Raw genomic sequence first — 22,572 nt, 5'->3', positions numbered from 1 at the left:
GGGTTCGTTCACGGGCTCTCACTGGGCAAGGCGCGGGAGCGGAGAGAGCATGGAGGTGCCGGCCGTCGCAGCCGTGGTACCCGGTCGTGGCCGAGGCCGGCGGGCCCGGTCGGCCGGTGGCACGCGAGCCCGGGCCGGTGGCGGAGGAGCTGGGATGACAGCCGAATCGGATTCCTTCCAGTCCGACGGCGGCGGGTACGGCCCGGAGCCGCCCCGCCCGACCGGCCTGCTGGACATGCTGAGCGTGGCCGCGGTGGTCGTCGACGCCGCCGGGCGCATCGTGTTCTGGACCCCTCAGGCCGAGGACCTCTTCGGCTATACGTCCGAGGAGGCGCTCGGTACGTACGCGGCGCGGCTGTTCATCCAACCCGAGCATCTGCCGGCGGTGGCGAAGCTGTTCGCGGAGGTGCTGGAGACCGGCCGCAGCTGGGCCGGTGCCTTCCCCGTGCGGCACAAGGACGGCAGCACCCGGCTGACGGAGTTCCGCAACATGCGGCTGCTGGACGATCTCGGGGACGTGTACGCGCTCGGCATCGCCGCCGACCACTCCCTGCTCCAGCGCGTGGAGACCGACCTGGCGCTGTGCGAGCGGCTGATCAACCAGTCCCCGATCGGTATCGCCCTGCTCGACCCCGACCTGCACTATCTGCTGGTCAACCCGGCGCTGGAGCGCATCGACGCCACCCCGGCCGAGGACCACATCGGCCGTCGGCTGCGGGAGACGCTGCCGCTGCCCGACATCGACACCATCGAGTCCGCTCTGCGTCAGGTGCTCACCACGGGCACGCCGCTGCTCGACCAGTACCACGTGGGCCGCCCGCCCGCCGACCCCGAGCACGAGCACGCCTGGTCGCTGTCCTTCTACCGGCTGGAGGATCCCGGCGGCCGGACCCTGGGCGCGGCCATCTCGTTCGTCGACGTCACCGAGCGGCACCGCGCGGCCGCCGAGGCCGACCGGGCCCGGCGGCGTCTCGCCCTCGTCGCCGACGCCTCCACCCGGGTCGGCACCACGCTGGAGGTGGAGCAGACCGCCCGCGAACTGGCCGAGATCGCCGCCCCGGAGCTGGCCGACGTGGTCGCCGTGGACGTCCTGGACTCCGCCCTGGCCTGCCGCCGGACACGCAAACCCGACAACGGCCCCGAACTCTTCCGTGCCCTCGCGCTGAAGGCGGCCTACCCCAGCGTGGCCCTGCGTGCCGCGGATCCGCCCGGTGACCTCGCCGCCTACGAGGGCGACCGCCTGGTCACCCTGTGTGTGCACACGGCGCGGCCGGTGCTGGTGCGCCATGTCGGCGAGCACGATCTGCCGCGCATCGCCCGGGACGCGGAGGCCACCTCCCTGCTGGCCCGGGCCGGTGTGCACTCGTATCTCGCGGTGCCGTTGATCGCGCACGGCGAGGTGCTCGGCGCCCTCGACCTCAAGCGGACCCGTAATCCGGCGCCGTTCGACGAGGACGACGTGGTCCTGGCGAGCGAGCTGGCCAGCCGGGCCGCCGTGGCCATCGACAACGCCCGCTGGTTCCAGAGCGTGCGCAACACCGCCCTCACCCTCCAGCGCAGCCTGCTGCCCGACCACCCGCCGCACCACACCGGTCTGGAGCTGGCCTCCCGCTACCAGCCCGCGCAGGCCACCAGCGAGGTCGGCGGCGACTGGTACGACGTCCTGCCGCTGACCGAGGACAAGACCGCCCTGGTCGTCGGCGACGTCATGGGCAACGGCATCGACGCCGCCGCCACCATGGGCCGGCTGCGCACCGCCACCTGCGCGTACGCGGACCTCGACCTCGAACCCGGGGCCGTGCTCCAGCACCTGGACAAGATCACCTGCGATCTGGAGCACTACATCGTCACCTGTCTGTACGCCGTGTACGACCCCGGGACCGGGCTGTGTCACATGGCCAACGCCGGACACATGCCGCCCGCGCTGGCCCGCCCCGGCCGCCCGCCCGAGCTGCTCGAACTGCCCACCGGAGCCCCCCTCGGTGTCGGCGGCGTCCCCTTCGAGACCACCACGGTCGAGCTCGGCCCCGGCGATCTGCTGGTCCTCTACACCGACGGCCTGGTCGAGACCCGCCACCACCCCATCGACGACCGGCTGAACGTCCTCCTCGGCTTCCTCGACGAACCCAGCCGTCCACTGGAGGAGACCTGCGACCTGCTGCTGTACGGCCTGCGCCATCCCGACGACCACGACGACGTGGCGCTGCTCGTGGCGCGGGTCCGGTAGGTCTTGTCCGGCGGTACGCCTTGCCCGGGCCGTGCGCCCGGCGCACCCTGTTCCTATGGGTGCTGACACCGGCCCTACGCCCACGCTGATCAACTCGGTGCAGCGGGCCTTCCGGCTGCTTGAGGCGGTGAGCGCGCACGCGAACGGCGCGCCGGCGAAGCAGCTGGCCCGGGAGACGGACCTGCCGCTGGCCACGGCGTACCACCTGCTGCGCACGCTGGTCCACGACGGCTATGTGCGCAAGCTCGCCGACGGCGGGTTCATCCTGGGCGAGCGGCTCCAGACGCTGCACACGGCGGGCCGGACACAGGCGCTGCTCAGCCGGATCCGGCCCACGCTCGCCGCGCTGCGCGACGAGCTGTCGTCCGCCGCCTACCTCACCTTCTACGAGGAGGGGGAGATCCGGGTCGCGGAGATCGTCGACGGCCCGCGCGCTCCCCGGGTCGACCTGTGGGTGGGGTTCGAGGACGCGGGGCACGCCACGGCGCTGGGCAAGTCGGTGCTGCGTGAGCTGGACGAGGACGCGCGCAAGGAGTACCTGTCCCGGCACACGCTCTCCGACCTCACGCCCAGGACGATCACCGACACCCCCGAGCTGCTGCGGCGCATCGAATCCTCGCCCCTGGCGCCTGCCGTGACGGACATGGAGGAGTACTCCCTGGGCACGGTGTGCGTGGCGGTGCCCGTCTACGCCGGCTCCACCCTCGGCTCGCTGGGCGTCTCGCTGCGGGCCGGGCGGCGCTCCCGGCTGGAGGAGGTCAGGGCGCGGCTGATCCCCGCCGCCGACCGGGTGACCCGGGGTCTCTCGCTCACTATCTGAAAACGCTGTCCTTGTCCCGTCCGGGGTCGAAACGCTTTCCTGAATAAACCGGACATTTCACGGGCGCATGGCCCCCCCACAAGGTGAGGACAGCGGACAAGACATGAGCATGGCCCCCCACCACGGTGATGACCACTGGCCGAGGCGGCTGATCGCCGCCGTGCCCGTACTGCCCATCCTGATCGTCTCCGCCCTCGTACTCGTCGATCTCGTCGGCGGCACGGGGATGACCTGGGTGCCGCTGCTCGCCACCGGCCCCGCGCTCGCCGCCACCACCTGCGGGCCGCGCAGCGTCCTGTGCGTGGGGCTGCTCGCCGCCGCCATGAGCGTGACGCTCGGCATCCGGGGCGGCGCCCCGGACAGCCAGCTGGCGATCGCGCTGTCCGCCCTGCTGGTGGTCACCCTGGCGTGTGCCCTCACCAGCGCCCGGCGCGGGCGGCGCGAGCGGGTGCTGGCGGCCGTCCGGTCCGTCGCCGAGGCCGCCCAGCACGCGCTGCTGCAGCCCATACCGGCGACGGTCGGCCCGTTCCGCGTGGCCGTCCGCTACAGCGCCGCCGCGGCCGAGGCCCGGATCGGCGGTGACCTCTACGCCCTGGTGTCCACGCCGTACGGGGTACGGCTGATCGTCGGCGACGTGCGCGGCAAGGGGCTGCCGGCCGTGGGGACCGCCGCCCTGGTGCTCGGGGTGTTCCGGGAGGCCGCCTACGACGAGCCCGACCTCCTGGACGTCGTCGCCCGTATCGAGCGGAGCCTGGCGCGCAACCTGGGCAGCGACGACTTCGTCACCGCCGTGGTGGCGGGCTACCCCCGGGAGGGCCACCTGGAGGTGGTCAACTGCGGCCACGCGCCGCCGCTGCTGGTGCGCGACGGCGTCGTCGTGCCGGTCGAGCCGGACCGTCCGGCCCCGCCCCTCGGTCTGCGCACCCTCTCGGGCGAGACGCCCGCACTGCAGGTGCTGCCCTTCACCGACGGCGACCAGCTGCTGCTGTACACCGACGGCGTCACCGAGGCCCGCAACCACGAGCGCGAGTTCTACCCCCTCGCCGAGGGCCTGGCCCGCCACACCTGCGGCGAACCGGCCGACACCGTCACCGCCCTGCACGACGAACTCCTGACCCACGTCGGCGGCCGCCTCCACGACGACGCCGCCCTGCTGCTCCTCCACAAGCCGACGGCCCCCGATACACCCGCCACCCGCGAGCCGTCCGGCGCCGGGCGCATCGAATCGTGCTCGCCATAGACGTGCCAAGGAGGGCGGGGCTGTATCGACATGCGGCTCCGCCGCGTGGGCGCGACCAGCCACAACGCAGCCGCACCCGAAAAAGCGCCCCGACCCGGCACAACCTCCCTGCTCCACCCGCGGAGCGCCCCGTGCTGGCCCCGGCGAACGGTGTTAGAAATAGAGCATGGCCGGATTCCTCGGCCGCCTGCGCTCCCTGTTGAGCGCGCGTACCGTCGCCCGGCAGGTCTTCGTGCTGCAGGCGGCGATCGTCGTGCTCCTCGTCGTCGCCGCGGTGGTGGCCCTGGTACTGCAGGTCCGCAACGACACCGAGCGGGAGGCCCGCAACCGCTCCCTCGCGGTCGCCGAGGCCTTCGCACACTCACCGGGTGTGGTCGACGCGCTGGGCAGCTCCGATCCGTCGTCGGTGCTGCAGCCGCGTGCCGAGGCGGCGCGCGAGGCGACCGACGTGGACTTCGTCGTCGTGATGACCAAGGACGGGATCCGCTACACGCACCCCAACCCCAAGCAGATCGGCAAGCACTTCGTCGGCACCATCGCACCGGCCGCGGCGGGCGGGGTCGTACGGGAGACGTACACCGGCACCCTCGGGCCGTCCGTGCGGGCCGTGGTCCCCGTGAAGGACGACCACGGCAAGGTCGTCGGCCTGGTGGCCGCCGGGGTGACGCTGGCCAGCGTGGGCGGCACCGTGGACAACCAGCTGCCGATGGTGCTCGGCTCGGCGGCGGCCGCTCTCGCCCTCGCCACCGGCGGGACCGCACTGGTCAGCCGGCGGCTGCTGCGGCAGACGCACGGGCTGGGGCCCGAAGAGATGACGCGGATGTACGAGCATCACGACGCCGTCCTGCACTCCGTACGCGAGGGCGTACTGATCCTGGACGACCAGCGGCGCCTGGCCCTGGCCAACGACGAGGCGCGGCGGCTGCTCGGACTGGCCCCGGACGCGGAGGGGCGGCTCTGCCGCGATCTGGGCATCGGACGCGACCTCGCCCAGCTGTTCTCCTCCGGGCGGGACGCCACCGACGAGGTGCACCTGGCGCAGGGCAGGCTGCTGGCCGTGAGCCAGCGCTCGACCGACCGTGAGGGCGGGCCGCCCGGCAGTGTGGCGACGCTGCGGGACACCACCGAGCTGCGCACCATGACCGGCCGGGCGGACGTGGCGCAGGAGCGGCTGAAGCTGCTGTACGACGCGGGGCTGGAGATCGGCACCACGCTGGACGTCACCCGCACCTCGCAGGAACTGGCCGACTTCGCGGTGCCGCGGTTCGCCGACTTCGTCTCCGTCGATCTGGCGGATCCGGTGCTGCGCGGCGAGGAGCCGAAGGAGGGCCGTACCGACATGCGCCGGGTCGCCTTCCGGGGCGTACGGGAGGGCAGCCCGCTCTACCCGCTCGGCAAGCTGATCCACTTCGCCCCGGACAGCCCGCAGGCCTTCGGCTTCGGCACCGGCAAGTCGGTGCTGGAGACGGACATGGCGACCTTCTCCGGCTGGCAGGCGCAGGATCCCGACAACGCCCGCCGGATCGTCGACTTCGGCATCCACACGATGCTCACGGTCCCGCTGCGCGCCCGCGGCGTCATCATGGGCATGGCCACCTTCTGGCGCGCCGACCGGCCCGAGCCCTTCGAGCGGGAGGACGTCTCGCTCGCCGAGGAGCTGGTGGCGCGGGCCGCCGTCAGCATCGACAACGCCCGCCGCTACACCCGCGAGCACACCCTGTCGATCACGCTCCAGCGCAGCCTGCTGCCGCGGGCCCTGCCCGGCCTGAGCGCCCTGGACGTCGCCTACCGCTATCTGCCCGCGCACGCGGCGCAGGGCGGGGTCGGCGGGGACTGGTTCGACGTCATCCCGCTGCCGGGCGCACGGGTGGCGCTGGTGGTGGGGGACGTCGTGGGGCACGGACTGCACGCGGCGGCCACGATGGGACGCCTGCGCACGGCGGTCCACAACTTCTCCACCCTGGACATCCCGCCCGACGAACTCCTCGGCCATCTGGACGAGTTGGTGGTCCGCATCGACCAGGACGAGGGCGACGGCGAGGCCGCACCGGTCACCGGGGCGACCTGTCTGTACGCGGTGTACGACCCGTCCTCCGGACTGTGCACCCTCTCCCGCGCCGGCCACCTCGAACCGGCCCTCGTCCACCCCGACGGCGACGTCGAGTTCCCCGCCGTCCCCGGCGGCCCGCCGCTGGGCCTGGGCGGCAGCCTGCCGTTCGAGGCGACGGAGCTGCGCCTGTCCGAGGGCTCCGGTCTGGTGCTGTACACGGACGGGCTGGTCGAGGACCACGGCCGGGACATCGACGAGGGTCTGGAGCTGCTGCGCGGGGCGCTCGCCGCGGCCCCGCCGACGCAGGGCCGGACGCCGGAGGAGACCTGCAAGGCGGTACTGGGGGCGCTGCTGCCCGAGCGGCCGCGGGACGACGTCGCCCTCGTGGTCGCCCGGACCCGGCGGCTCCCCACCGACCGCACGGCGGCCTGGGACGTGCCGGCCGATCCCTCGGCCGTGGCCCGGGTCCGCGCGGTGGCCGCCCGGACCCTGGCCGACTGGAAGCTGGCGGACGAGGCGTTCACGACCGAGCTGATCCTCAGCGAGCTGGTCACCAACGCCCTCCGCCACGCCACCGGCCCCATCCATGTCCGTCTGATCCGCGACCGCGCCCTGATCTGCGAGGTCTCCGACGGCAGCAGCACCGCCCCGCATCTGCGCAGCGCCGCCACCACGGACGAGGGCGGCCGAGGGCTGTTCCTGGTCGCCCAGTTCGCCGAGCGGTGGGGCACGCGCTACACGGCCGACGGCAAGGTGATCTGGACCGAACAGCCGCTGCCGCAGGACCCCGACCCGCATGACTGAGCCCTACGACGGCTCAGCGTCCGTTCGCGGATTCTCAGTCCCCGTGCGCCTCCAGCGCAGCCCGCACCCCCGATTCAAGAGCGCCCTCGATCCACGACGGCTTCACCGACGTATGGTCCCCGGCGAAGTACAACGGCCCCTCCGGCGCGCGAATGGCTTCCAGCAACTCCGTGTGCTGGCCGGGCAGGAGCACGGACGCCTCCCCGTAGGCGTACGGATCCCGCAGCCAGCTCTGTGTCCGCCCGGCCCCGGTGTAGAAGACCTCGACGCGCTGGCCGTAGACCTGCTGCAGGCCCCGCAGCGCGTGCGGGTAGCGGGCGTCCTCGTCGAGGGAGTCCCAGCGGGAGGCGTCGTCGGCCCAGCTGTAGGAGGCGAGGACGACGCCGCCCTTGCTGCCGTCGATCGGATGGGAGGGGTTGATCATGAAGCGGTTGGAGTTGTCGGAGACCGAGCCGCCGCCGATGATGTGCGCCGCCTCGGGCTGGTCGCGGGTGGCCCAGCGGTTGGCGGCGTAGTGCACGCGCTGGGCGTCGCTGATGTGGCCGCGCGGGACGGAGGGGTGGATGCCGAGGAGGCTGCCGTCGGCGGGCGCCTTGCCCTTGCGGTAGTCGTCGTAGAGGCCGGGCCGTACGGCGTCGAGCTCCCGCTTCCAGTCGGCCTCGGTGAACTCCCACCAGCGCAGGCCGAATTCGAGCAGCACCTTGGTCGCGCTGTCGTAGTGCAGCTCGGCCACCGCACGCCGCTTCTTGTACGACATCAGCGGGCTGACCTGCACCTGCCTGAGCCCGGAGAACGGCACCGTGACGATGGCGAGGTCGCCGGTGAACTCCTCGCGCACGACCTTGCCGTCGCGCCCCTCGGAGACGGTGTCGATCCAGACGTGCGGGCCGCCCGCCCGGACGTGGGAGGTGTCGTCGGCGCCGGGACGGCCGGGCGCCCAGTACTCGATGTGGGTGGCGCGGCGGTCGAGGCGCAGGACGTCGGCGACCTGCTTGAGCAGCGCGTCCGGCAGGGTCGCCGTGCCGCCGATCAGCTCCCAGAACGCGGTGTCGGGGCTGATCAGGGACTGGCTGATGAAGCTGTGGATGAAGGAGAGCGGCAGCCGTGAGGTGAGGTTTTCCAGGGTGCCGATCAGGTCGATGGTGCGCTCGTCGAAGCCGGCCTCCTCGGTCAGGAAGCGGTACATCGACCAGTCGCCGTACTTCTGCACGACCCGCGCCCAGCCCCTGACCCGCTCGGGCATCGGCTTGTCGACCCGCTTGCCGTCCGCGCCGACGGTGCTGAACTCGTCGCGGACGGGATCCAGGGCGCGGCGCAGGATGGTCGAGGAAGGGGTGTCCCAGTACTCGCGGGGCACGCCGAAGGAGCGGTTGATCTTTCGGGGTGCCCCGGCGTACTCGGAACGGCGTACGCGAACGCCGTTGACGTGCAGCCAGGCGTTGTTCACGGGCTTGCCCTCACCGTCGACGTCGACGAGGTGGAACCGGCGGCGTTCTACGCCGAGTTGGGCGAGCAGGCTCATCACCAGCGGATGGCTGCCGGGGATGCGCATGGCGCCGGCCTCCGCGTACTGGGCCGGGTCGGCGAACGCCTGCGCCGCGTGCTCGTGACCGCCGGTACGGAAGGTCTTGATCCGGCCGCCGACGCGGTTGCCGTTGGCCTCGACCAGGGTGACCCGGTGCCCGGCCCGCTTCAGCAGCCAGGCCGCGACCAGACCGGCGGGCCCGGCACCGATGACGAGGACCTTCTTGGCGGTCTTCGTCTTCGCGCGCGGCAGCCCGGAGTCGAGGATCTTCCGGTATGCCGGTGCGAGCGGCTGGTCGTGGTCGTCGACCAGCAGGAGGGCGCGGGCGACGGCAAGGCAGGTGTCCCAGTCGGCGGTGGACTTCGGTCGGTGCGGGGCCTGTCGGGGTGCGGCGGCCGCCGCGGCGGCGGGCGTCAACGCGGTGAGAGCCGCCGTCGCCGCCGATGCGGTCGTGAACCGCCGCCGGGAGAGGGCAGCCGGGTCGGCGGGCACTTGGTGATTGTCCATGTGCCTTGGATACGGGGGGAGTTGGGCAGTCGGCAGCCCATCCGTCGGTTCATCACCTGAACGGGCAAGCGCACCTTCACACACCACCGCCGGTCGTGCGTCCGCACGCGGGTTTGCGAAGCCCGCGTGACGAAACCGTTGACGGGGACATGGCCCACTTTTATCTTCTGTCCCAATCACGATCGGAATCACGAACTCCGTTCGAAATCACGGACAGAATTACGGACAGGGACGGTCTCGTATGCCCCGGATGTCTCACCGGCCGCTCAGGCAACGCCGTAGATCACTGATCCTCGGCGTCCTCGCGGCCCTTCTCGCCCTGGTGGCGTCCACGCAACCGGCGTCCGCGGCGGACGGCCGCCCGTACACCAACCCGCTGAAGTCGGCCAAGGGCGCCGACCCCTGGCTCCAGTACCACGACGGCAACTACTACCTGATCACCACGACGTTCACCGGCATCCTCGGCATCCGCAAGTCGCCGACGCTCGCGGGCCTCGCCACCGCGCCCAATGTGCAGGTGTGGTCGGACACCACGCCGACCCGCAACACCAACATCTGGGCGCCGGAGATGCATCTGTTCAACGGCCACTGGTACGTGTACTACTCGGCCGGCCAGAGCGGCGTCGCCTGCTGCGACTCCCAGCGCACGCATGTGCTGGAGAGCGCGGGCACCGACCCGATGGGGCCGTACACCTACAAGGGCTCGCTGACCGGATCCAATCTCACGCCGGGCGGCTGGCTGATCGACGCGAGCGTGCTGCAGGCGAACAACAAGCTGTATCTGGTGGGCAGCGGGTTCATCAACGGCAGTACACAGAGCCTGGTCATCGCCCCGCTGAGCAACCCGTACACCCTGGCGAGCAACACCTTCACGATCATCTCCAGCCCGACCCTGTCCTGGGAGCGGTCCGGCGCCCCGGTCAACGAGGGCCCGGAGCCGCTGTACCACAACGGCCGCACCTTCCTGACGTACTCGGCGAGCTCCTGCAATACCGCCGACTACAAGCTGGGTCAGCTGGAGTTGACCGGCTCGGACCCGCTGAACCCGGCGTCCTGGACCAAGAAGCAGACCCCGGTCTTCCAGCGCAGTGACGCGAACGGCGTCTACGGCCCCGGCCACAACGGCTTCTTCACCTCACCCGACGGCACCGAGAACTGGATCGTCTACCACGCCAACTCCGCGTCGAACGGCGGCTGCGGCAACGGACGCACCACCCGCGCCCAGGAGTTCACCTGGAACGCCGACGGCACCCCGGACTTCGGCACGCCGGTCAAGCTCGGCACCACCCTGCCCGGACCGTCCGGCGAGACGGCCCAGACGCCCACGGCGTACACCCTCGTCAACCGCAACAGCGGCAAGTGCCTGGACGTGAACGGCGGCAACGCGGCCGACGGCACCGACATCTTCCAGTGGACCTGCACCGGCGGGGCCAACCAGAAGTGGAAGGTCGAGGACCTCGGCGACGACACCAACCGCCTGGTCAACGTCGCCACCGGCAAGGTGATGGACACCGCCGAGTGCTCCGCCGCCGACGGCGCCGACATCCGGCAGTGGTCCTGGCTGAACAACAAGTGCCAGCGCTACCGCCTCGTGTTCACCGCGAGCGGCGACCACGTCCGGATCGTCAACGAGTCCACCGGCAAGGTCGCCGACGTCGCCGACTGCGGCACCGCGAACGGCACCGACGTACGCCAGTGGACCTGGCTGAACAACAACTGCCAGCAGTGGCGCCTCGTCCCCACGACCTGATCACTCCGCCCTCGACTGGAGAACTCCCTTGAGACGCATAGCCGTACGGCTGCTCATGGCCGTCCTCGTCGCCCTGGCGGCATGCCTCGCCGGGCCCGCCCCCGCCGCCCAGGCCGCCGTGCCCGCCTCCCCCGCCGTGACCTACACCAACCCGATCGCGGAGAAGCGGGCCGACCCGCACATCTTCAAACACACCGACGGCTACTACTACTTCACCGCGACCGTCCCCGAGTACGACCGCATCGTGCTGCGCCGCGCGACCACCATCCAGGGCCTGTCCACGGCCCAGGAGGTCACCATCTGGACCAAGCACGCAAGCGGTGTGATGGGCGCGCACATCTGGGCGCCGGAGATCCACTTCATCGACGGCAAGTGGTACGTCTACTTCGCCGCCGGGGCCACCAACGACGTGTGGGCGATCCGGATGTACGTCCTGGAGGGCACCGGCGCCAACCCGCTGACCGCCACCTGGACCGAGAAGGGCCAGATCAAGACCCAGTGGGAGAGCTTCTCCCTGGACGCCACGACGTTCGTCGTGAACGGCGTGCGCTATCTGGCCTGGGCCCAGCGCGACCCGTCCGTGAACAACAACACGGACGTCTACCTCGCGAAGATGGCCAACCCCTGGACCATCACCGGCACCCCGGTGATGCTGTCGCGGCCCACCTACTCCTGGGAGACCGTCGGCTACAAGGTCAACGAGGGCCCGGCGGTGATCCAGTACGGCGGCAAGGTCTTCCTGACCTACTCGGCCAGCGCCACCGACAGCAACTACTGCCTGGGCATGCTGACCGCCTCCGCCAGTGCCGACCTGCTCAACACGGCCAACTGGAGCAAGAGTTCCACACCGGTCTTCACCAGCAACGCGAGCACCGGCCAGTACGGCCCCGGCCACAACTCGTTCACGGTCTCCGAGGACGGCAAGAGCGACATCCTCGTCTACCACGACCGCAGCTACAAGGACATCACCGGCGACCCGCTCAACGACCCCAACCGCCGCACCCGCGTGCAGAAGCTGTACTGGAAGGCCGACGGCACCCCCGACTTCGGCATCCCGGTGGCCGACGGGGTCACGCCGCAGCGCTTCTCGTCGTACAACTTCGCGGACCGGTTCATCCGGCACTGGGAGTACCGCGCCAGGATCGAACCCCATGTCTCCCCGCTCGCGGACTCGCAGTTCCGCGTGGTCACCGGCCTGGCGGGCAGCGGCACGGTCTCGCTGGAGTCGGCCAACTTCCCCGGCTACTACCTGCGGCACAAGAACTTCGAGGTGTGGGTGGAGAAGAACGACGGCACGGCGGCGTTCGCGTCCGACGCCACGTTCCACAAGCGGGCCGGGCTGTCCGACTCGGCGGGGGTGTCATACGAGTCGTACAACTACGCCGGGCGCTACATCCGGCACTACGACTACCTGCTGCAGGTGCAGGCACCGAACACGGCGACGGACAGGGCCGACGCCACGTTCTACGCCCAGTGAGGCGGTGAGTCAGTGCGGCGGTGAGGCGGTGAGGTGCCTCACCAGGTGAGGTGCAGACGGTACGGGGAGCGGTGGATCATCGTCGGTCGCATGGTGACCGGGTGGTCCAGCGCGAGCCGCAGCCCGGGCAGCCTGCGGGTCAACTCCTCCAGCGTGAGCCGGAGTTGCTCGCGGGCCAGCTGGGCGCCGGGGCAGCCGTGCACACCGAACCCGAAGGCCAGGTGACGCTCCGGGGCGCGGGTGATGTCGAACTCGTCGGGGCGCGCATGCCGGGCGGGGTCACGGTTGGCCCCGCCGAAGGCCACGAACACCTCCTCCCCGGGCGGGAGTTCGGTGCCGGCCAGGGTGACCGGGCAGGTGGTGAGCCGCCGGAATCCCTGGAGGACGGTGTCGTAGCGGGCCGCCTCCTCGACCGCCGCCGGGATCCTCTCGGGCTCGGCACACAGCAGCTCCCACTGACGGCGATGCCGCAGGAGGTGCAGGACGGTCGTACCGATCAGGGCCGTGGTGGTCAGATGGCCGGCGATGAGCAGGTTCTGCAGGTGCGAGACGGCCTCGTGCCGGTGCTCCATCGTGAGTCCGCCGTCGGAGCCCTCGGTGACGGACGCGACGATCTCCGTGGCCAGATCCTCGCGCGGCTCCGCGTGCCGCTCCCGTACACACCGGTCCATGATCCGCTGCATCGCCACCACGTCCTCGGCGGCGGCGATCTGCTCGTCCTCCGCCAAGGGGCGGAACAGCAACTCCTCCGCGCGGTGTCCACCGTGTACGACGGCCGGAACGTCGGCGGGGTCGAGGCCGACGATCCTGCCGATGACGTCACCGGGCAGACGCCGGGCGTAGGCCGCCATCAGCTCGACCCGGCCGTCCTTGACGAACCCGTCCACCAGGGCCGCCGCCCGCTCGGCGGCGAACGGCAGGACGGCGGCGACCCGGGCCGGGGACAGCGCGCGGACGATGGGCGCGCGCAACTGCTGGTGCAGGGCGCCGTCGGTGGTGACGACGACGGGCCGCCCGCCGAATCCGCCGCCGAGGACGGCGAGCGCGGCGGGCGACGGCAGCACGTCCGGCCGCAGGCTGTTCGCCGACGAGAACTCGTCGGGACGGCGCAGGACCTCGCGTACGTCGGCGTCCCGGGCGACCAGCCAGGCGTCGAGCTCGGGGACGCGGATCAGCCCCTCCGCACGGCGGGCCCGGTCGTAGTGCGGATACGGGTCGCGCTGCAACTCGTCGAGTACGTCGTGCCGTTCACGGTCCACGAGACGCCCTCCCGACAGTGGTGCGGGTCGCGCTCATGGTGCCGTACGGGTGTACGGGTGCGATAGACGGCGCGCCCCGGTCCATGTGCCAGGTCGTACGGGCCCGTCGGAAGACGACGGGGTGGTACGGGCCCGTCAGAAGACGACGGACCATCCCTCCCGCCCGGCCTGCTCGGCGGTGTACGAGACGCCGTCCACCTTCAGCCGCTGCGCGTCGAGGAGGCTGATCTCGCCGCCGTGGTTGCCGAGTTGGGCCCCGCCGCCGAGGCTGACGGTGAGGCAGACGCCGGCCGCGAGCGGGCCGGACGGCACGGCGGAGCGCTGCCCCAGCCGGTCCTGGATCTGCCAGCCGGTCAGGTCGACGGGGTCGGGCGAGGCGTTGACGAGGGTCACCGTCTCGGCCTCGGGGGCCGGGCCGCGCGGATTGACGAGGGCGGCGACAATCCGGACGGGCCGGGTGCCGGGCACGGGGCGCGAACCGTCGACGTCGTCGATGGCGTGACCGGTGACGTCGTCCGTCTTCCAGGACTGGCTCTGGAAGGCGAGGAAGACGCCGACCCAGCGGGACCGAGCCGGGAAGTGGATCAGCATCCCGCCGTCCTGCCAGACACCGTCGGCGTCGCGGAAGCGGCCGCTGTTGCCCTGGTTCATATGGATGTCGTGGACGCCGTTGCCGGGCAGGAAGCCGAAGACCTTGTCCTTGACCTTCGGTTCGGGGCCCCAGCGCTCGCCGAAGAGGTACACGCGGGCCTCGGAGTCGGCGACCGCGCGGCGGACCGAGTGGTCGAGGAGGTCGGCGAGGTCGTTGTCGGGTCCTTCGAGGTCCGGGGGCAGCTTCCGCATCAGGGCCGGGTCGAAGAGGTTGCCGCGCACAAAGTCGAGGTTCGGGCCGCCGGGCCCCGAGGGCAGGGTGTTCCAGCCGCTCTGCAGTCCCGCCAGCCGGTCCGTGATCGGGTGCCGGAAGTCCTCGCTGACGAAGTACAGCAGCTCGGAGGGCTTCTGCTGGGACTGGACGTTGACGGCGGCCCGGAAGGGGGTCCCCCCGCTTGAGTGAATTCGAGAGTGGGGGCGCGTGCCGTGCTCGTCGGTGAGGTGGATCTGGTAGTGCGGCGTGTCGTGGGCGCCCTCGCGCCGGGTGTCGACGGCTCGTCCGACGAGTACGCCGTACGTCTTCAGTGGCATGGCGACCAACTCCCCCGTTGGGCGGGCGGTTTGCCCGCCCTTGGCCGAAAGCGTAGGGCGCGGGCGGCGCGACGGGAGGCGAGTTCACTCCGCGTACGTCCGCCGTCCGACCACTGTCCGGACCGTCGGCGCACCCCGTATACGTAAGATCGTTGCGTGGCGAACTTCCTGCTCGAACGCACGGTTCCACTCCCCCTCACCGAGACCTGGCGCCGTCTGACGGAGTGGCCCCGCCACGCCGAGGTCGTCCCCCTGACCCGCGTCCATGTCACCACCCCCGAACCGACCCACGAGGGCACGCTGTTCGTCGCCCGCTCCGGACTCGGCCCGCTCTCCTTCGCCGATCCGATGGAGGTGACGGTGTGGCAGCCCCCCGGGGACGACACACCCGGCCGGTGCCGACTGGAGAAGCGGGGCCGCGTGATCACGGGCTGGGCCGAGATCGAGGTACGGCCCGGTCCGGGCGGGCGGACGCGGGTGGTGTGGCGGGAGGAGCTGCGGGTGCGGTTCGTGCCGGGGGTGCTGGACGGGGTGGTGAAGCGGGTGGCTCGGTATGTGTTCGGGCGGGCGGTGAACCGGTTGCTGCGGCGGGCGTGACGTGAGGCGTCGGCGGCGCTCTTAGCTCGTTCTTTAACCTCTTCGACGTTCAGGGATTGAACTGGATCAGAGTTTCAGCGGCCCGAAGGCGCCCTCTCGGAAGGTGAGGGTGGTCGGCTCGGCGTCGAACTCCTCGCGGAAGTGCCCGCAGTAGCCAGTTTCTGCGATGTGAGGTGAGAGCAGGTCCATGACGGTGTAGAGGTCCCCCATCATGTCGTCGAGCCAGAGGTTGCGGCTGAACAGTCCCCATGCGTGGCGCTCATCGCCGGCCGCCGTGAATCCACGGGACTGGCGTCGCAGGGATGCAAAGTGCCGTACGGCTTGATGTTCGACCAGAACAGCGCGGTCAGGCCGCGCCGGTCCTCGGCGCTCAGCTTCTTGGCCCAACTGGGCTCTGCCAGGACCTGCTGGAGCAGCAGGGTGTTGACGTGGACGAGCGCGGACTGGAGCAGGTGCAGCGCGAGCATGGACGTCTCGGCGTGCTCCTTGTCGGGACCAGTGAGGGCGCCGTCCTTGCCGTAGTGCAGCACGGTGTTCGCGTTGTTCCAGTTCGGCCGGGCACCGTCACCCTCACCCGGAACGGCAAGGACTTCGCGGCGTACCACGCCCCGGTGCAGTTCGCCTCTGTCCGTGCAAACCCGTGGGCAGCGCAGGGGGTCAAGTTCTCGGCCAAGGGGCCGGACGGCAAGTCCGTGGCACTGACCATGGATCTCCTCAACGACACCTGCGACGGCCCCCGGGCCAGCGTTCCCGCCGCGATATGGAAGACCGTGTGCCCGCCACACCCACCCAGCAGCCGCCCGCACCAGAACGACTTCCCCTCATGCCGCTGCCGGAACGCATCCACCTCAATCGCCTCCAGCGGCAACAGCAACGGCTCCTCGGAATCCGCACTGCCCAGCACCGCCGTCTGAATACGCCGCACATCCCGCAATGAGACTCCCAACTCCCGTATCGTCAACGGCTGTTCATCAATCGTGCCATCGTCCAGGAGCCACGACGGCAGAAGCACCTCGCGGGCCGTGCGTCTCCGGACCCGGCGTGCCCGTACGACCGGGATGTCCCCGCGGGCGCGGGGACGACGGCAACGGACGGCCGCACCGTCACGGCCAGTACGACCTACCCCCGCGCCCGCAGGGGTAGCTCGGAGGGGTACCCGCTGATCGTGCGCCCCGTCGTGTCGTCCCCGCGCCCGCGGGGGTAGCTCGCAGATCGCGTGGATCCTGGCGCTCGCTCTGTAGTCGTCCTGCGTGGACTTGATTGGGTGAGACACGTGGACTCGGTTCGTCGAGAAGGACGCCCACAGACCTGCCACAAGCCCGTGGGACGGGCAATGTCGCCTTCAACGTCGGCGAGCCGAAGGAGCGAAACGTCGACGGCAGACCCAGCCCTGCTGTTGGCGCGCTCGATCCGCCCCGGCACAGGAGGCCCGCTCGACAGCCGGGGCCCGGGTGGACCCCGCACACCTCCGAAAAATTCACGTACCTCGAGGGAACGTTTCGCGCGGACGGCTCCTCAACAGGGCGACGGAATTCAACCTCGCCTGCGTAGGAGGCCACATGCCGTACCGGCCCCACACCCCCGCCCCCACCCGCGCTGCCGCACTCGTCGCCTCGGTGCTCACCGTGGACGCTGTGCTCCACTTGTACTGGACGACGGGAGCCACCTGGCCCGCGGCCGACGGCAGGAGCCTGTCCGACGCGGTTCTCGGTACGGATGTGCCGTTCACACCACCGATCCTGATCCCTCTGGCCGCCCTGCTCCTCACCGCTGCAGCCTTCGTCCTCGCCCGCTCCCGCCGGCCCCGCCACCTGCTGCTCCGCCTCGGCACGCTGGCCGTGGCCGCGGGCCTCTCACTGCGCGCTCTGGCCGGGGCGTACTGGCTGTTCGCCAGGGAGGCCGACACCGCCTTCTACTGGCTCAACCTCATGCTCTACACCCCACTGTGCGCCGTCCTGGCCGTCGCCGCCCTGCGCGTGGCGCGGTGGAAGGATGCGGCCCGTGCCTGATGAACAACACGATGACCGGACGGTCCGGCTCGTGCGAGCCGCCCAGCGTGGCGACACCCTCGCCATGGCCGAACTCTTGGACGTCCTCGCACCGTACGTGGGCCGTGTCTGCGCGCCCATAGCACTGGGCCAAGGCGCGGACGCTGCGCAGGAGGCCCTGGTGGCGGTGTTCAAGTCGCTGCGCACCCTGAAGGACCCGGCCGCACTGCACGGTTGGGTCCGTGCCATCGCCGTGCGGGAGGCGATCCGCACCGCGCACCGCGCCGCCCGCACCGTTCCGGCCGATCTCAGCGCGCTCCCCGCCCGCGGCGACCCCCAACTCTCCGCCGACATCTGGGACGTACTGGACCGGCTCTCCCCCGAGCATCGCGCGGTGCTGATGCTGCGCGACGTCGAGGGTTTGGACGAGCGCACCACCGCCGCCCTGCTCTGTGTGCGCACGGGCACCGTCAAATCGCGGCTGCACCGGGCCCGTGAAACCTTCCGGAAGGCGTGGACGTCATGAACGAACCCTGGCCCATCACCGACCTCGACCCCGTACGCCGCCTGCATGCCTTGGCCAGCGGTATTCGCGCCGCCCGCGTGACCGAGGCGTACATCGACGCCCCCTTCGACCGGGTCTGGGACCTGCTGGGCGACCTGGAGGGCGCCTTCGGGCAGGTCGTGCCCGACATGGAGCGGCTGCGCGTCGTCCGTCGGCAGGGCGAGCGCGTAGAGGCGCTGGCGCGCAGCCGGTACGGGATGCGGGCACGACTGCGCGGGGTGCAGCGGCCCGGCTGGTGCTGGCTGCAGAGCCGGTTCCTGCTGCTCGGCGTGGCGGCGACGCCAGAAGGCTCAGGCACTCGGGTGGCTTTCACCGGGGGCGTGCGCCTGCCGACCCGCGCCGCCCTGATCCCCCTGGGCGTACGCCGTGAGGGCAGCCGCAGCGTTCAGCGCCTGATGGCGCTGCTGTGACGGGGAAGCACCGGCTCCGGGACCCGGAGCCGGTCCACGCCTCGAAGCGGATGTGCCGACCGGTCGCCGCCGCCCTGTACCCGCCCGCGAAGTAACGCTGACCCCACGACCAGCGAAACGTACGCATTGGCCATGACATCTCCGAACTGGCCCGTCACACAGTCCCGCAGCGGACACCGCCGACACGCATACACCACATCCACGTAAGACAACGCGGAACTCGGCTCTGCCTGATCCACCCCAGCCGGGAGAGCAACTCAGCACCCGCGGCGCACTCAGCCGCGCGGCCTGGTTCGCTGAGGCAGAAGGCCGAACGACTCGGTTCATTGAGAAGCGACTCGGTGGAATGAGACGGGACATTGGAGTAGGCGGCCGCAAAGGCATCGGATTTTTCGCCAGCGGGGTGATTACGGCGTAATCACCCTGTCGGGAAGGGAATGCACTCAGCGTTCGGCTCGCGCTCCACCGACCAGCGCCGCCGCAGGCTGGCCTGATCAACATGACCCTGCCCGACTGCGGACCTACCGTCGCTCGTTCAAGAAACGGTGTTCCGAACTCAAGTGAACCGTCGTCCGGACGACGACCGCCCGACGCGAGCACCTCCGGCCACCGCCTGACGCCCGGGGCGGCCATCGGCCTCCGCGTCCGGCCGCTCCGGCGTCTCACCCCCGGATTTGGGTGTAACGGCTTTGCCGCTGGCCGTAGTTGGAGTCAAACGCGTGGGTATGGTCGAAGGGCCGTTTCGTTCGGATTGGGGCGGATTATGGAACAAGAAGAATCTCTGGACGGCAGCGCGAACGCGGCTACCGACGGGGGTGACCTGGTCGACTTCCGCCACGGCACGTTCTACGGACCTGTCCTGGGCGTCCAGCACAATCACTATGAAATGCCTCGGCCGCTGGCTTCGTGGCCGCACCAGGTCGGGACGATCCCTCCGCAGGCTGTCTGTTTCCAGGACCGCGCCGAGGTTGCCCGTTTGGCCACGGCCCTGGCGGATAGCGGGACAGCGGTTGTCGCCCAGGCCGCGCCGGCAGGAGTGGTGGTGGGCCTGGGCGGGGTCGGCAAGACCCAACTCGCCGCCCACTACGCCCGCACCGCGTGGCAGGCCAAAGACTTGGATGTGCTGGTGTGGACTACCGCAACCACGGCCGATGAGGTTCGCACTGCCTACGCGAGGGCCGCCGCCGAACTGCTCGGCACCGCCTCCGGCGACACCACACGGGCCGCTGATGTCTTCCTGGCCTGGCTGCAGCCCAAGGCGGCTCAGAAGAGGTGCCGGTGGCTGGTGATCCTGGACGATGTGAGTGATCCCAAGGACATGGACGGCCTGTGGCCGCCTTCCAGCGTCACCGGCCGCACCCTTATTACCACCCGTCGCCAGGATGCGGCCCTGACCGCAGGCCGCCGCCTCATCCCGGTCGGCGTCTTCACTCCCGCCGAGTCCCTGGCCTATCTCACCGGTGCCCTACCCGCCCACACGGAGCCAGCCGACCAGTTGGCCGCCCTTGCCGATGACCTCGGGCACCTGCCACTGGCCCTGTCTCAGGCCGCCGCCTATCTCACGGACACCGGCATCAACCCAGCCGACTACCGGCAGATGCTGGCCGACCGGACCACCGCCCTGCGCGCGCCTGACGCTCTGCCCGACGGACAGCAGTTGGCGGTGGCCACGACATGGTCGGTGTCCATCGAGCGCGCCGACGGCCTGGAACCGGCCGGGCTGGCCCGCCCCCTCCTCCAACTGGCCGCCTTCCTGGAGCCCAACGGCATTCCCGCCACGGTCCTGACCAGTCCCCCTGCCCGCGCCTACCTGGCCCATCACCGCACCAGCTCCGGTGCCGCCGCTCCAAGGCTCGTAAGCCCGCCGGGCGCCAAGCCGCAAAGCCAGGAGGAGGTTCCGGAGCGCGATGTCCTCACCGCCCTGAGTGCCCTACGCAGGCTCAGCCTCATCCAGCACACCCCCACCACACCCCGGACCGCGGTCCGCGTCCACCAGCTCGTCCAGCGCGCCGTCCGAGACACTCTCACCCCCGAACAGCACGACCACACCGCCCGCATCGCAGCTGACGCCCTCCTCACCAGCTGGCCCGAGATCGAGCGCGACACGGCCCTGGGACAGGCCCTTCGCGCCAACAGCGACGCGCTTGCCAGCCAAGCCGAGGACGCGCTGTACCGGCTCAACGCACATGAAGTGCTGTTCCGAACCGGCACCAGCCTCGGCGAAGCCGGTCAGGTCACGGGTGCGATTGCCTACTGGCAGCGTCTGCTCGCTTCCGCCAATCAGCACTGGGGACCGGACCATCCGGACACGCTGCGCACACGAGGGCGTCTCCTACGCTGGCAGGCGGCGGCAGGAGACCGCTCAGGAGCCGCTACTGCCTACGCAGCCCTGCTCCATGACATGACCGACGTATTGGGAGCCGACCACCCCGACACTCTGCGCACCCACGGAGCCCTCGTCTGGTGGCAAGGCTGGGCGGGAGACAAAAGCGGCGCCGCAAGCGCCAGTGCTGCGCTGCTGAAGGACATGATCAGAGTGCTCGGGCCCGACCACCCCGACACCCTGCGCACCCATGCCACTCTGGCTTGGTGGCGCGGCCAGACAGGAGACCCGGCCGGCGCTGCAACCACCTACGCCGAAGTACTCGCCGGGCGATTGCGCATGGTGGGGCCGGACCACCCCGACACCTTACGGACCCGCAGTTACCTCTCGTGGTGGCACGGCTGGGCAGGGGACCCGGAAGGCTCCGCAGCAGCCAGTGCCGAGTTGCTGCAAGACATGACGAGAGTGCTGGGCCCGGACCACCCCGACACCTTGCGCACCCGAAACAACCTGCACTTCATGCAAGGTATGGCAGGAAATACAGGCGAAGCCGTGCAGGGTTTCGAGCGACTGTTGCCCGACATGGCAAGAGTGCTTGGAACCGACCATCCCGACACCGTTGCTGCTCAAGGCGACTTGGTCTGGTTCCAAGGGCGGTAAGGAGCCACGTCCCCTGCACCAGGACTCGTCGCCTCGGCGACTCACGCCATACCGAGGATGGGACAACGAGCGGAGCCGACAGACCAACGACAGGGACCTGACCGTGTCCGCCGTCTTCCGATCAGGCGCGCGGCCAGGGATCGCTCCGCGAGTTGAACCAGGCCCCGTCGCGCAGCTGATGGAGCGGTGGGTGCTCATTCGACCGCCGCTACCTGTCCGGGTAGGTGATTACGCCGTAATCACCTACCCGGGTGGCTACGCGTCATAGTTCGGCCCCGGCATGACGGCTCGACGCGGTCCCCATGCCGACATGAGCAGGTCTGTGCCGGAGCCGGGCTGGCAGCAATGCTCACTCTCGCGGCCATCACGTTGATGACCAGGCGGCTCGCCCGACGGCCGGTCCACCCCTCCGCCGCGGCTTCCCGGCCGACGCTCGCTGTCCAAGCTGTTTGATCACTCACGCACGGTAATCCAGGCGGTAGCCAGGCAGATGCTCACGTGAATGAGGGCGTATCTTGAGGCGATGGATTGGGGGACTCTCCTAGGCACGCTGACGGGCGCGGTCATCGGAGTGGGCGCCACATCGATAGGCGACCGAGCCAAGTGGCGCCGCGAGCAGAGCGAGCGTCGTACTGATGTCAAACGCGAACTGTATGCGGCCTACCTCGCAGCCGTGGCCAAGACCTGGAACGACATCCGCGCCGCCGTTATCGACAGCACGGAGCCCTGGCCGGAACGGGCACGTCAGGCGGAAGTCGCTTACCGCAACGGTGGGGTGTATGAGCTTCGCTACCAGATGGCGATCACGGCACCTCCTGAGATCGTTGTCCTCTCTGATCAGACCATGAGGGGCATACGCGACCTCGTTGGGCAACTCATCGCTGGCCGGAGATACGACACCTGGGCAGAGCTCAAGAGCGATGGTCGACCCTGGTTCGACGCCTTTGACGCCATGCGTGCCAGCATGCGCCGGGATCTCGATCCTTCAGCCTTGCCCGTACCAGACGACCAGCCATAGGAAGAGTGGCCACTGGTCCAGATGAGGGCCGCTGGCAGCTGCCGTCATTGATCTTGAGGTTCAAAGACGGGTTCTTACTGAGCTTGTAGGCGTGGTGTCGCGAGTATGAGGGGCAGTCCGGTGGCTGCGAGACAGCCATTGAGTACACCGCTGCGGTACTGGGTCTGACG

The 22,572-nt window shown here is 70.4% G+C and carries 17 protein-coding genes; 12 read left to right on the top strand and 5 right to left on the bottom strand.

What is annotated here, in order from left to right:
* Positions 1-154 precede the first annotated feature (154 nt).
* The 4 genes from ACFWYS_RS35410 (at position 155) to ACFWYS_RS35395 (ending at position 7,141) form a co-directional block, all read left to right on the top strand.
* A complete protein-coding gene (locus ACFWYS_RS35410; RefSeq protein WP_384777878.1) occupies positions 155-2,227 on the top strand; it encodes a SpoIIE family protein phosphatase in 2,073 nt (690 codons plus the stop codon).
* Positions 2,228-2,282: 55 nt separating this feature from the next.
* On the top strand, positions 2,283-3,047 hold the full coding sequence (locus tag ACFWYS_RS35405; RefSeq protein WP_384777875.1) for an IclR family transcriptional regulator: 765 nt from the start codon (positions 2,283-2,285) through the stop codon (positions 3,045-3,047).
* A 103-nt stretch (positions 3,048-3,150) separates the two neighbouring features.
* Positions 3,151-4,287, top strand: a complete 1,137-nt coding sequence (locus tag ACFWYS_RS35400; RefSeq protein ID WP_384777872.1) for a PP2C family protein-serine/threonine phosphatase — start codon at positions 3,151-3,153, stop codon at positions 4,285-4,287.
* A gap of 166 nt (positions 4,288-4,453) precedes the next feature.
* Complete coding sequence (locus ACFWYS_RS35395) at positions 4,454-7,141, top strand: SpoIIE family protein phosphatase (protein WP_384777869.1); 2,688 nt, start codon at positions 4,454-4,456, stop codon at positions 7,139-7,141.
* 34 nt (positions 7,142-7,175) lie between these two features.
* On the opposite strand, the gene ACFWYS_RS35390 is transcribed toward ACFWYS_RS35395, so the two are convergent.
* Positions 7,176-9,173: a flavin monoamine oxidase family protein gene (locus tag ACFWYS_RS35390; protein WP_384777866.1), complete on the bottom strand. Its 1,998-nt coding sequence runs from the start codon at positions 9,171-9,173 to the stop codon at positions 7,176-7,178.
* 250 nt (positions 9,174-9,423) lie between these two features.
* On the opposite strand from ACFWYS_RS35390, the gene ACFWYS_RS35385 reads away from it, so the two are divergent.
* Positions 9,424-10,923, top strand: a complete 1,500-nt coding sequence (locus ACFWYS_RS35385) for a family 43 glycosylhydrolase (RefSeq protein WP_384778065.1) — start codon at positions 9,424-9,426, stop codon at positions 10,921-10,923.
* A gap of 55 nt (positions 10,924-10,978) precedes the next feature.
* Positions 10,979-12,400 carry a family 43 glycosylhydrolase gene (locus ACFWYS_RS35380; protein WP_384778063.1) on the top strand — a complete coding sequence of 474 codons (1,422 nt, stop codon included), beginning with the start codon at positions 10,979-10,981 and terminating at the stop codon, positions 12,398-12,400.
* Positions 12,401-12,438: 38 nt separating this feature from the next.
* Here the strand turns inward: ACFWYS_RS35380 and ACFWYS_RS35375 are convergent, their stop codons facing one another.
* Positions 12,439-13,659, bottom strand: a complete 1,221-nt coding sequence (locus ACFWYS_RS35375) for a cytochrome P450 (RefSeq protein WP_384777863.1) — start codon at positions 13,657-13,659, stop codon at positions 12,439-12,441.
* A gap of 135 nt (positions 13,660-13,794) precedes the next feature.
* On the bottom strand, positions 13,795-14,841 hold the full coding sequence (locus ACFWYS_RS35370; RefSeq protein WP_384777860.1) for a DUF2278 family protein: 1,047 nt from the start codon (positions 14,839-14,841) through the stop codon (positions 13,795-13,797).
* A 156-nt stretch (positions 14,842-14,997) separates the two neighbouring features.
* On the opposite strand from ACFWYS_RS35370, the gene ACFWYS_RS35365 reads away from it, so the two are divergent.
* Entirely contained in the window at positions 14,998-15,438 is a 441-nt protein-coding gene (locus ACFWYS_RS35365; protein WP_384777857.1) for an SRPBCC family protein, read from the top strand.
* A gap of 66 nt (positions 15,439-15,504) precedes the next feature.
* Here ACFWYS_RS35365 and ACFWYS_RS35360 read toward each other — a convergent pair whose 3' ends face one another.
* Both ACFWYS_RS35360 and ACFWYS_RS35355 read right to left on the bottom strand, forming a co-directional pair.
* Positions 15,505-15,651 (bottom strand): hypothetical protein, encoded by a 147-nt coding sequence (locus ACFWYS_RS35360; protein ID WP_384777854.1) that lies wholly within the window; start codon positions 15,649-15,651, stop codon positions 15,505-15,507.
* Complete coding sequence (locus ACFWYS_RS35355; protein ID WP_384777851.1) at positions 15,648-16,043, bottom strand: Tn3 family transposase; 396 nt, start codon at positions 16,041-16,043, stop codon at positions 15,648-15,650. Before ACFWYS_RS35355 ends, ACFWYS_RS35360 begins: the two co-directional genes overlap by 4 nt.
* A 954-nt stretch (positions 16,044-16,997) precedes the next feature.
* On the opposite strand from ACFWYS_RS35355, the gene ACFWYS_RS35350 reads away from it, so the two are divergent.
* The 5 genes from ACFWYS_RS35350 to ACFWYS_RS35330 all read left to right on the top strand — a co-directional run bounded on the left by ACFWYS_RS35350 (position 16,998) and on the right by ACFWYS_RS35330 (position 22,402).
* Positions 16,998-17,447: a DUF3995 domain-containing protein gene (locus tag ACFWYS_RS35350; protein ID WP_384777848.1), complete on the top strand. Its 450-nt coding sequence runs from the start codon at positions 16,998-17,000 to the stop codon at positions 17,445-17,447.
* Positions 17,431-17,952: an RNA polymerase sigma factor gene (locus ACFWYS_RS35345; RefSeq protein WP_384777845.1), complete on the top strand. Its 522-nt coding sequence runs from the start codon at positions 17,431-17,433 to the stop codon at positions 17,950-17,952. Before ACFWYS_RS35350 ends, ACFWYS_RS35345 begins: the two co-directional genes overlap by 17 nt.
* A complete protein-coding gene (locus ACFWYS_RS35340) occupies positions 17,949-18,401 on the top strand; it encodes a hypothetical protein (protein WP_384777842.1) in 453 nt (150 codons plus the stop codon). The genes ACFWYS_RS35345 and ACFWYS_RS35340 overlap by 4 nt, the downstream gene beginning before the upstream one ends.
* Positions 18,402-19,164: 763 nt before the next feature.
* On the top strand, positions 19,165-21,384 hold the full coding sequence (locus ACFWYS_RS35335) for a tetratricopeptide repeat protein (protein WP_384777839.1): 2,220 nt from the start codon (positions 19,165-19,167) through the stop codon (positions 21,382-21,384).
* A 502-nt stretch (positions 21,385-21,886) separates the two neighbouring features.
* Positions 21,887-22,402 (top strand): hypothetical protein, encoded by a 516-nt coding sequence (locus ACFWYS_RS35330; RefSeq protein WP_384777836.1) that lies wholly within the window; start codon positions 21,887-21,889, stop codon positions 22,400-22,402.
* Positions 22,403-22,572 lie beyond the last annotated feature (170 nt).

The organism is Streptomyces sp. NPDC059010 (assembly GCF_042740355.1).
GTDB lineage: Bacteria > Actinomycetota > Actinomycetes > Streptomycetales > Streptomycetaceae > Streptomyces.
The sequence above is the reverse complement of the archived record's forward strand: the minus strand, read 5'-3'. Positions and strand labels throughout refer to the sequence as shown.

Coding starts and splice junctions, on each gene's coding strand:
- ACFWYS_RS35385 (WP_384778065.1), top strand. CDS start 9,424: ATGTCTCACCGGCCGCTCAGGCAACGCCGTAGATCACTGATCCTCGGC.
- ACFWYS_RS35370 (WP_384777860.1), bottom strand. CDS start 14,841: ATGCCACTGAAGACGTACGGCGTACTCGTCGGACGAGCCGTCGACACC.
- ACFWYS_RS35390 (WP_384777866.1), bottom strand. CDS start 9,173: ATGGACAATCACCAAGTGCCCGCCGACCCGGCTGCCCTCTCCCGGCGG.
- ACFWYS_RS35360 (WP_384777854.1), bottom strand. CDS start 15,651: ATGATGGGGGACCTCTACACCGTCATGGACCTGCTCTCACCTCACATC.
- ACFWYS_RS35330 (WP_384777836.1), top strand. CDS start 21,887: ATGAGGGCGTATCTTGAGGCGATGGATTGGGGGACTCTCCTAGGCACG.
- ACFWYS_RS35335 (WP_384777839.1), top strand. CDS start 19,165: ATGGAACAAGAAGAATCTCTGGACGGCAGCGCGAACGCGGCTACCGAC.
- ACFWYS_RS35350 (WP_384777848.1), top strand. CDS start 16,998: ATGCCGTACCGGCCCCACACCCCCGCCCCCACCCGCGCTGCCGCACTC.
- ACFWYS_RS35380 (WP_384778063.1), top strand. CDS start 10,979: ATGGCCGTCCTCGTCGCCCTGGCGGCATGCCTCGCCGGGCCCGCCCCC.
- ACFWYS_RS35395 (WP_384777869.1), top strand. CDS start 4,454: ATGGCCGGATTCCTCGGCCGCCTGCGCTCCCTGTTGAGCGCGCGTACC.
- ACFWYS_RS35345 (WP_384777845.1), top strand. CDS start 17,431: ATGCGGCCCGTGCCTGATGAACAACACGATGACCGGACGGTCCGGCTC.
- ACFWYS_RS35410 (WP_384777878.1), top strand. CDS start 155: ATGACAGCCGAATCGGATTCCTTCCAGTCCGACGGCGGCGGGTACGGC.
- ACFWYS_RS35405 (WP_384777875.1), top strand. CDS start 2,283: ATGGGTGCTGACACCGGCCCTACGCCCACGCTGATCAACTCGGTGCAG.
- ACFWYS_RS35400 (WP_384777872.1), top strand. CDS start 3,151: ATGAGCATGGCCCCCCACCACGGTGATGACCACTGGCCGAGGCGGCTG.
- ACFWYS_RS35340 (WP_384777842.1), top strand. CDS start 17,949: ATGAACGAACCCTGGCCCATCACCGACCTCGACCCCGTACGCCGCCTG.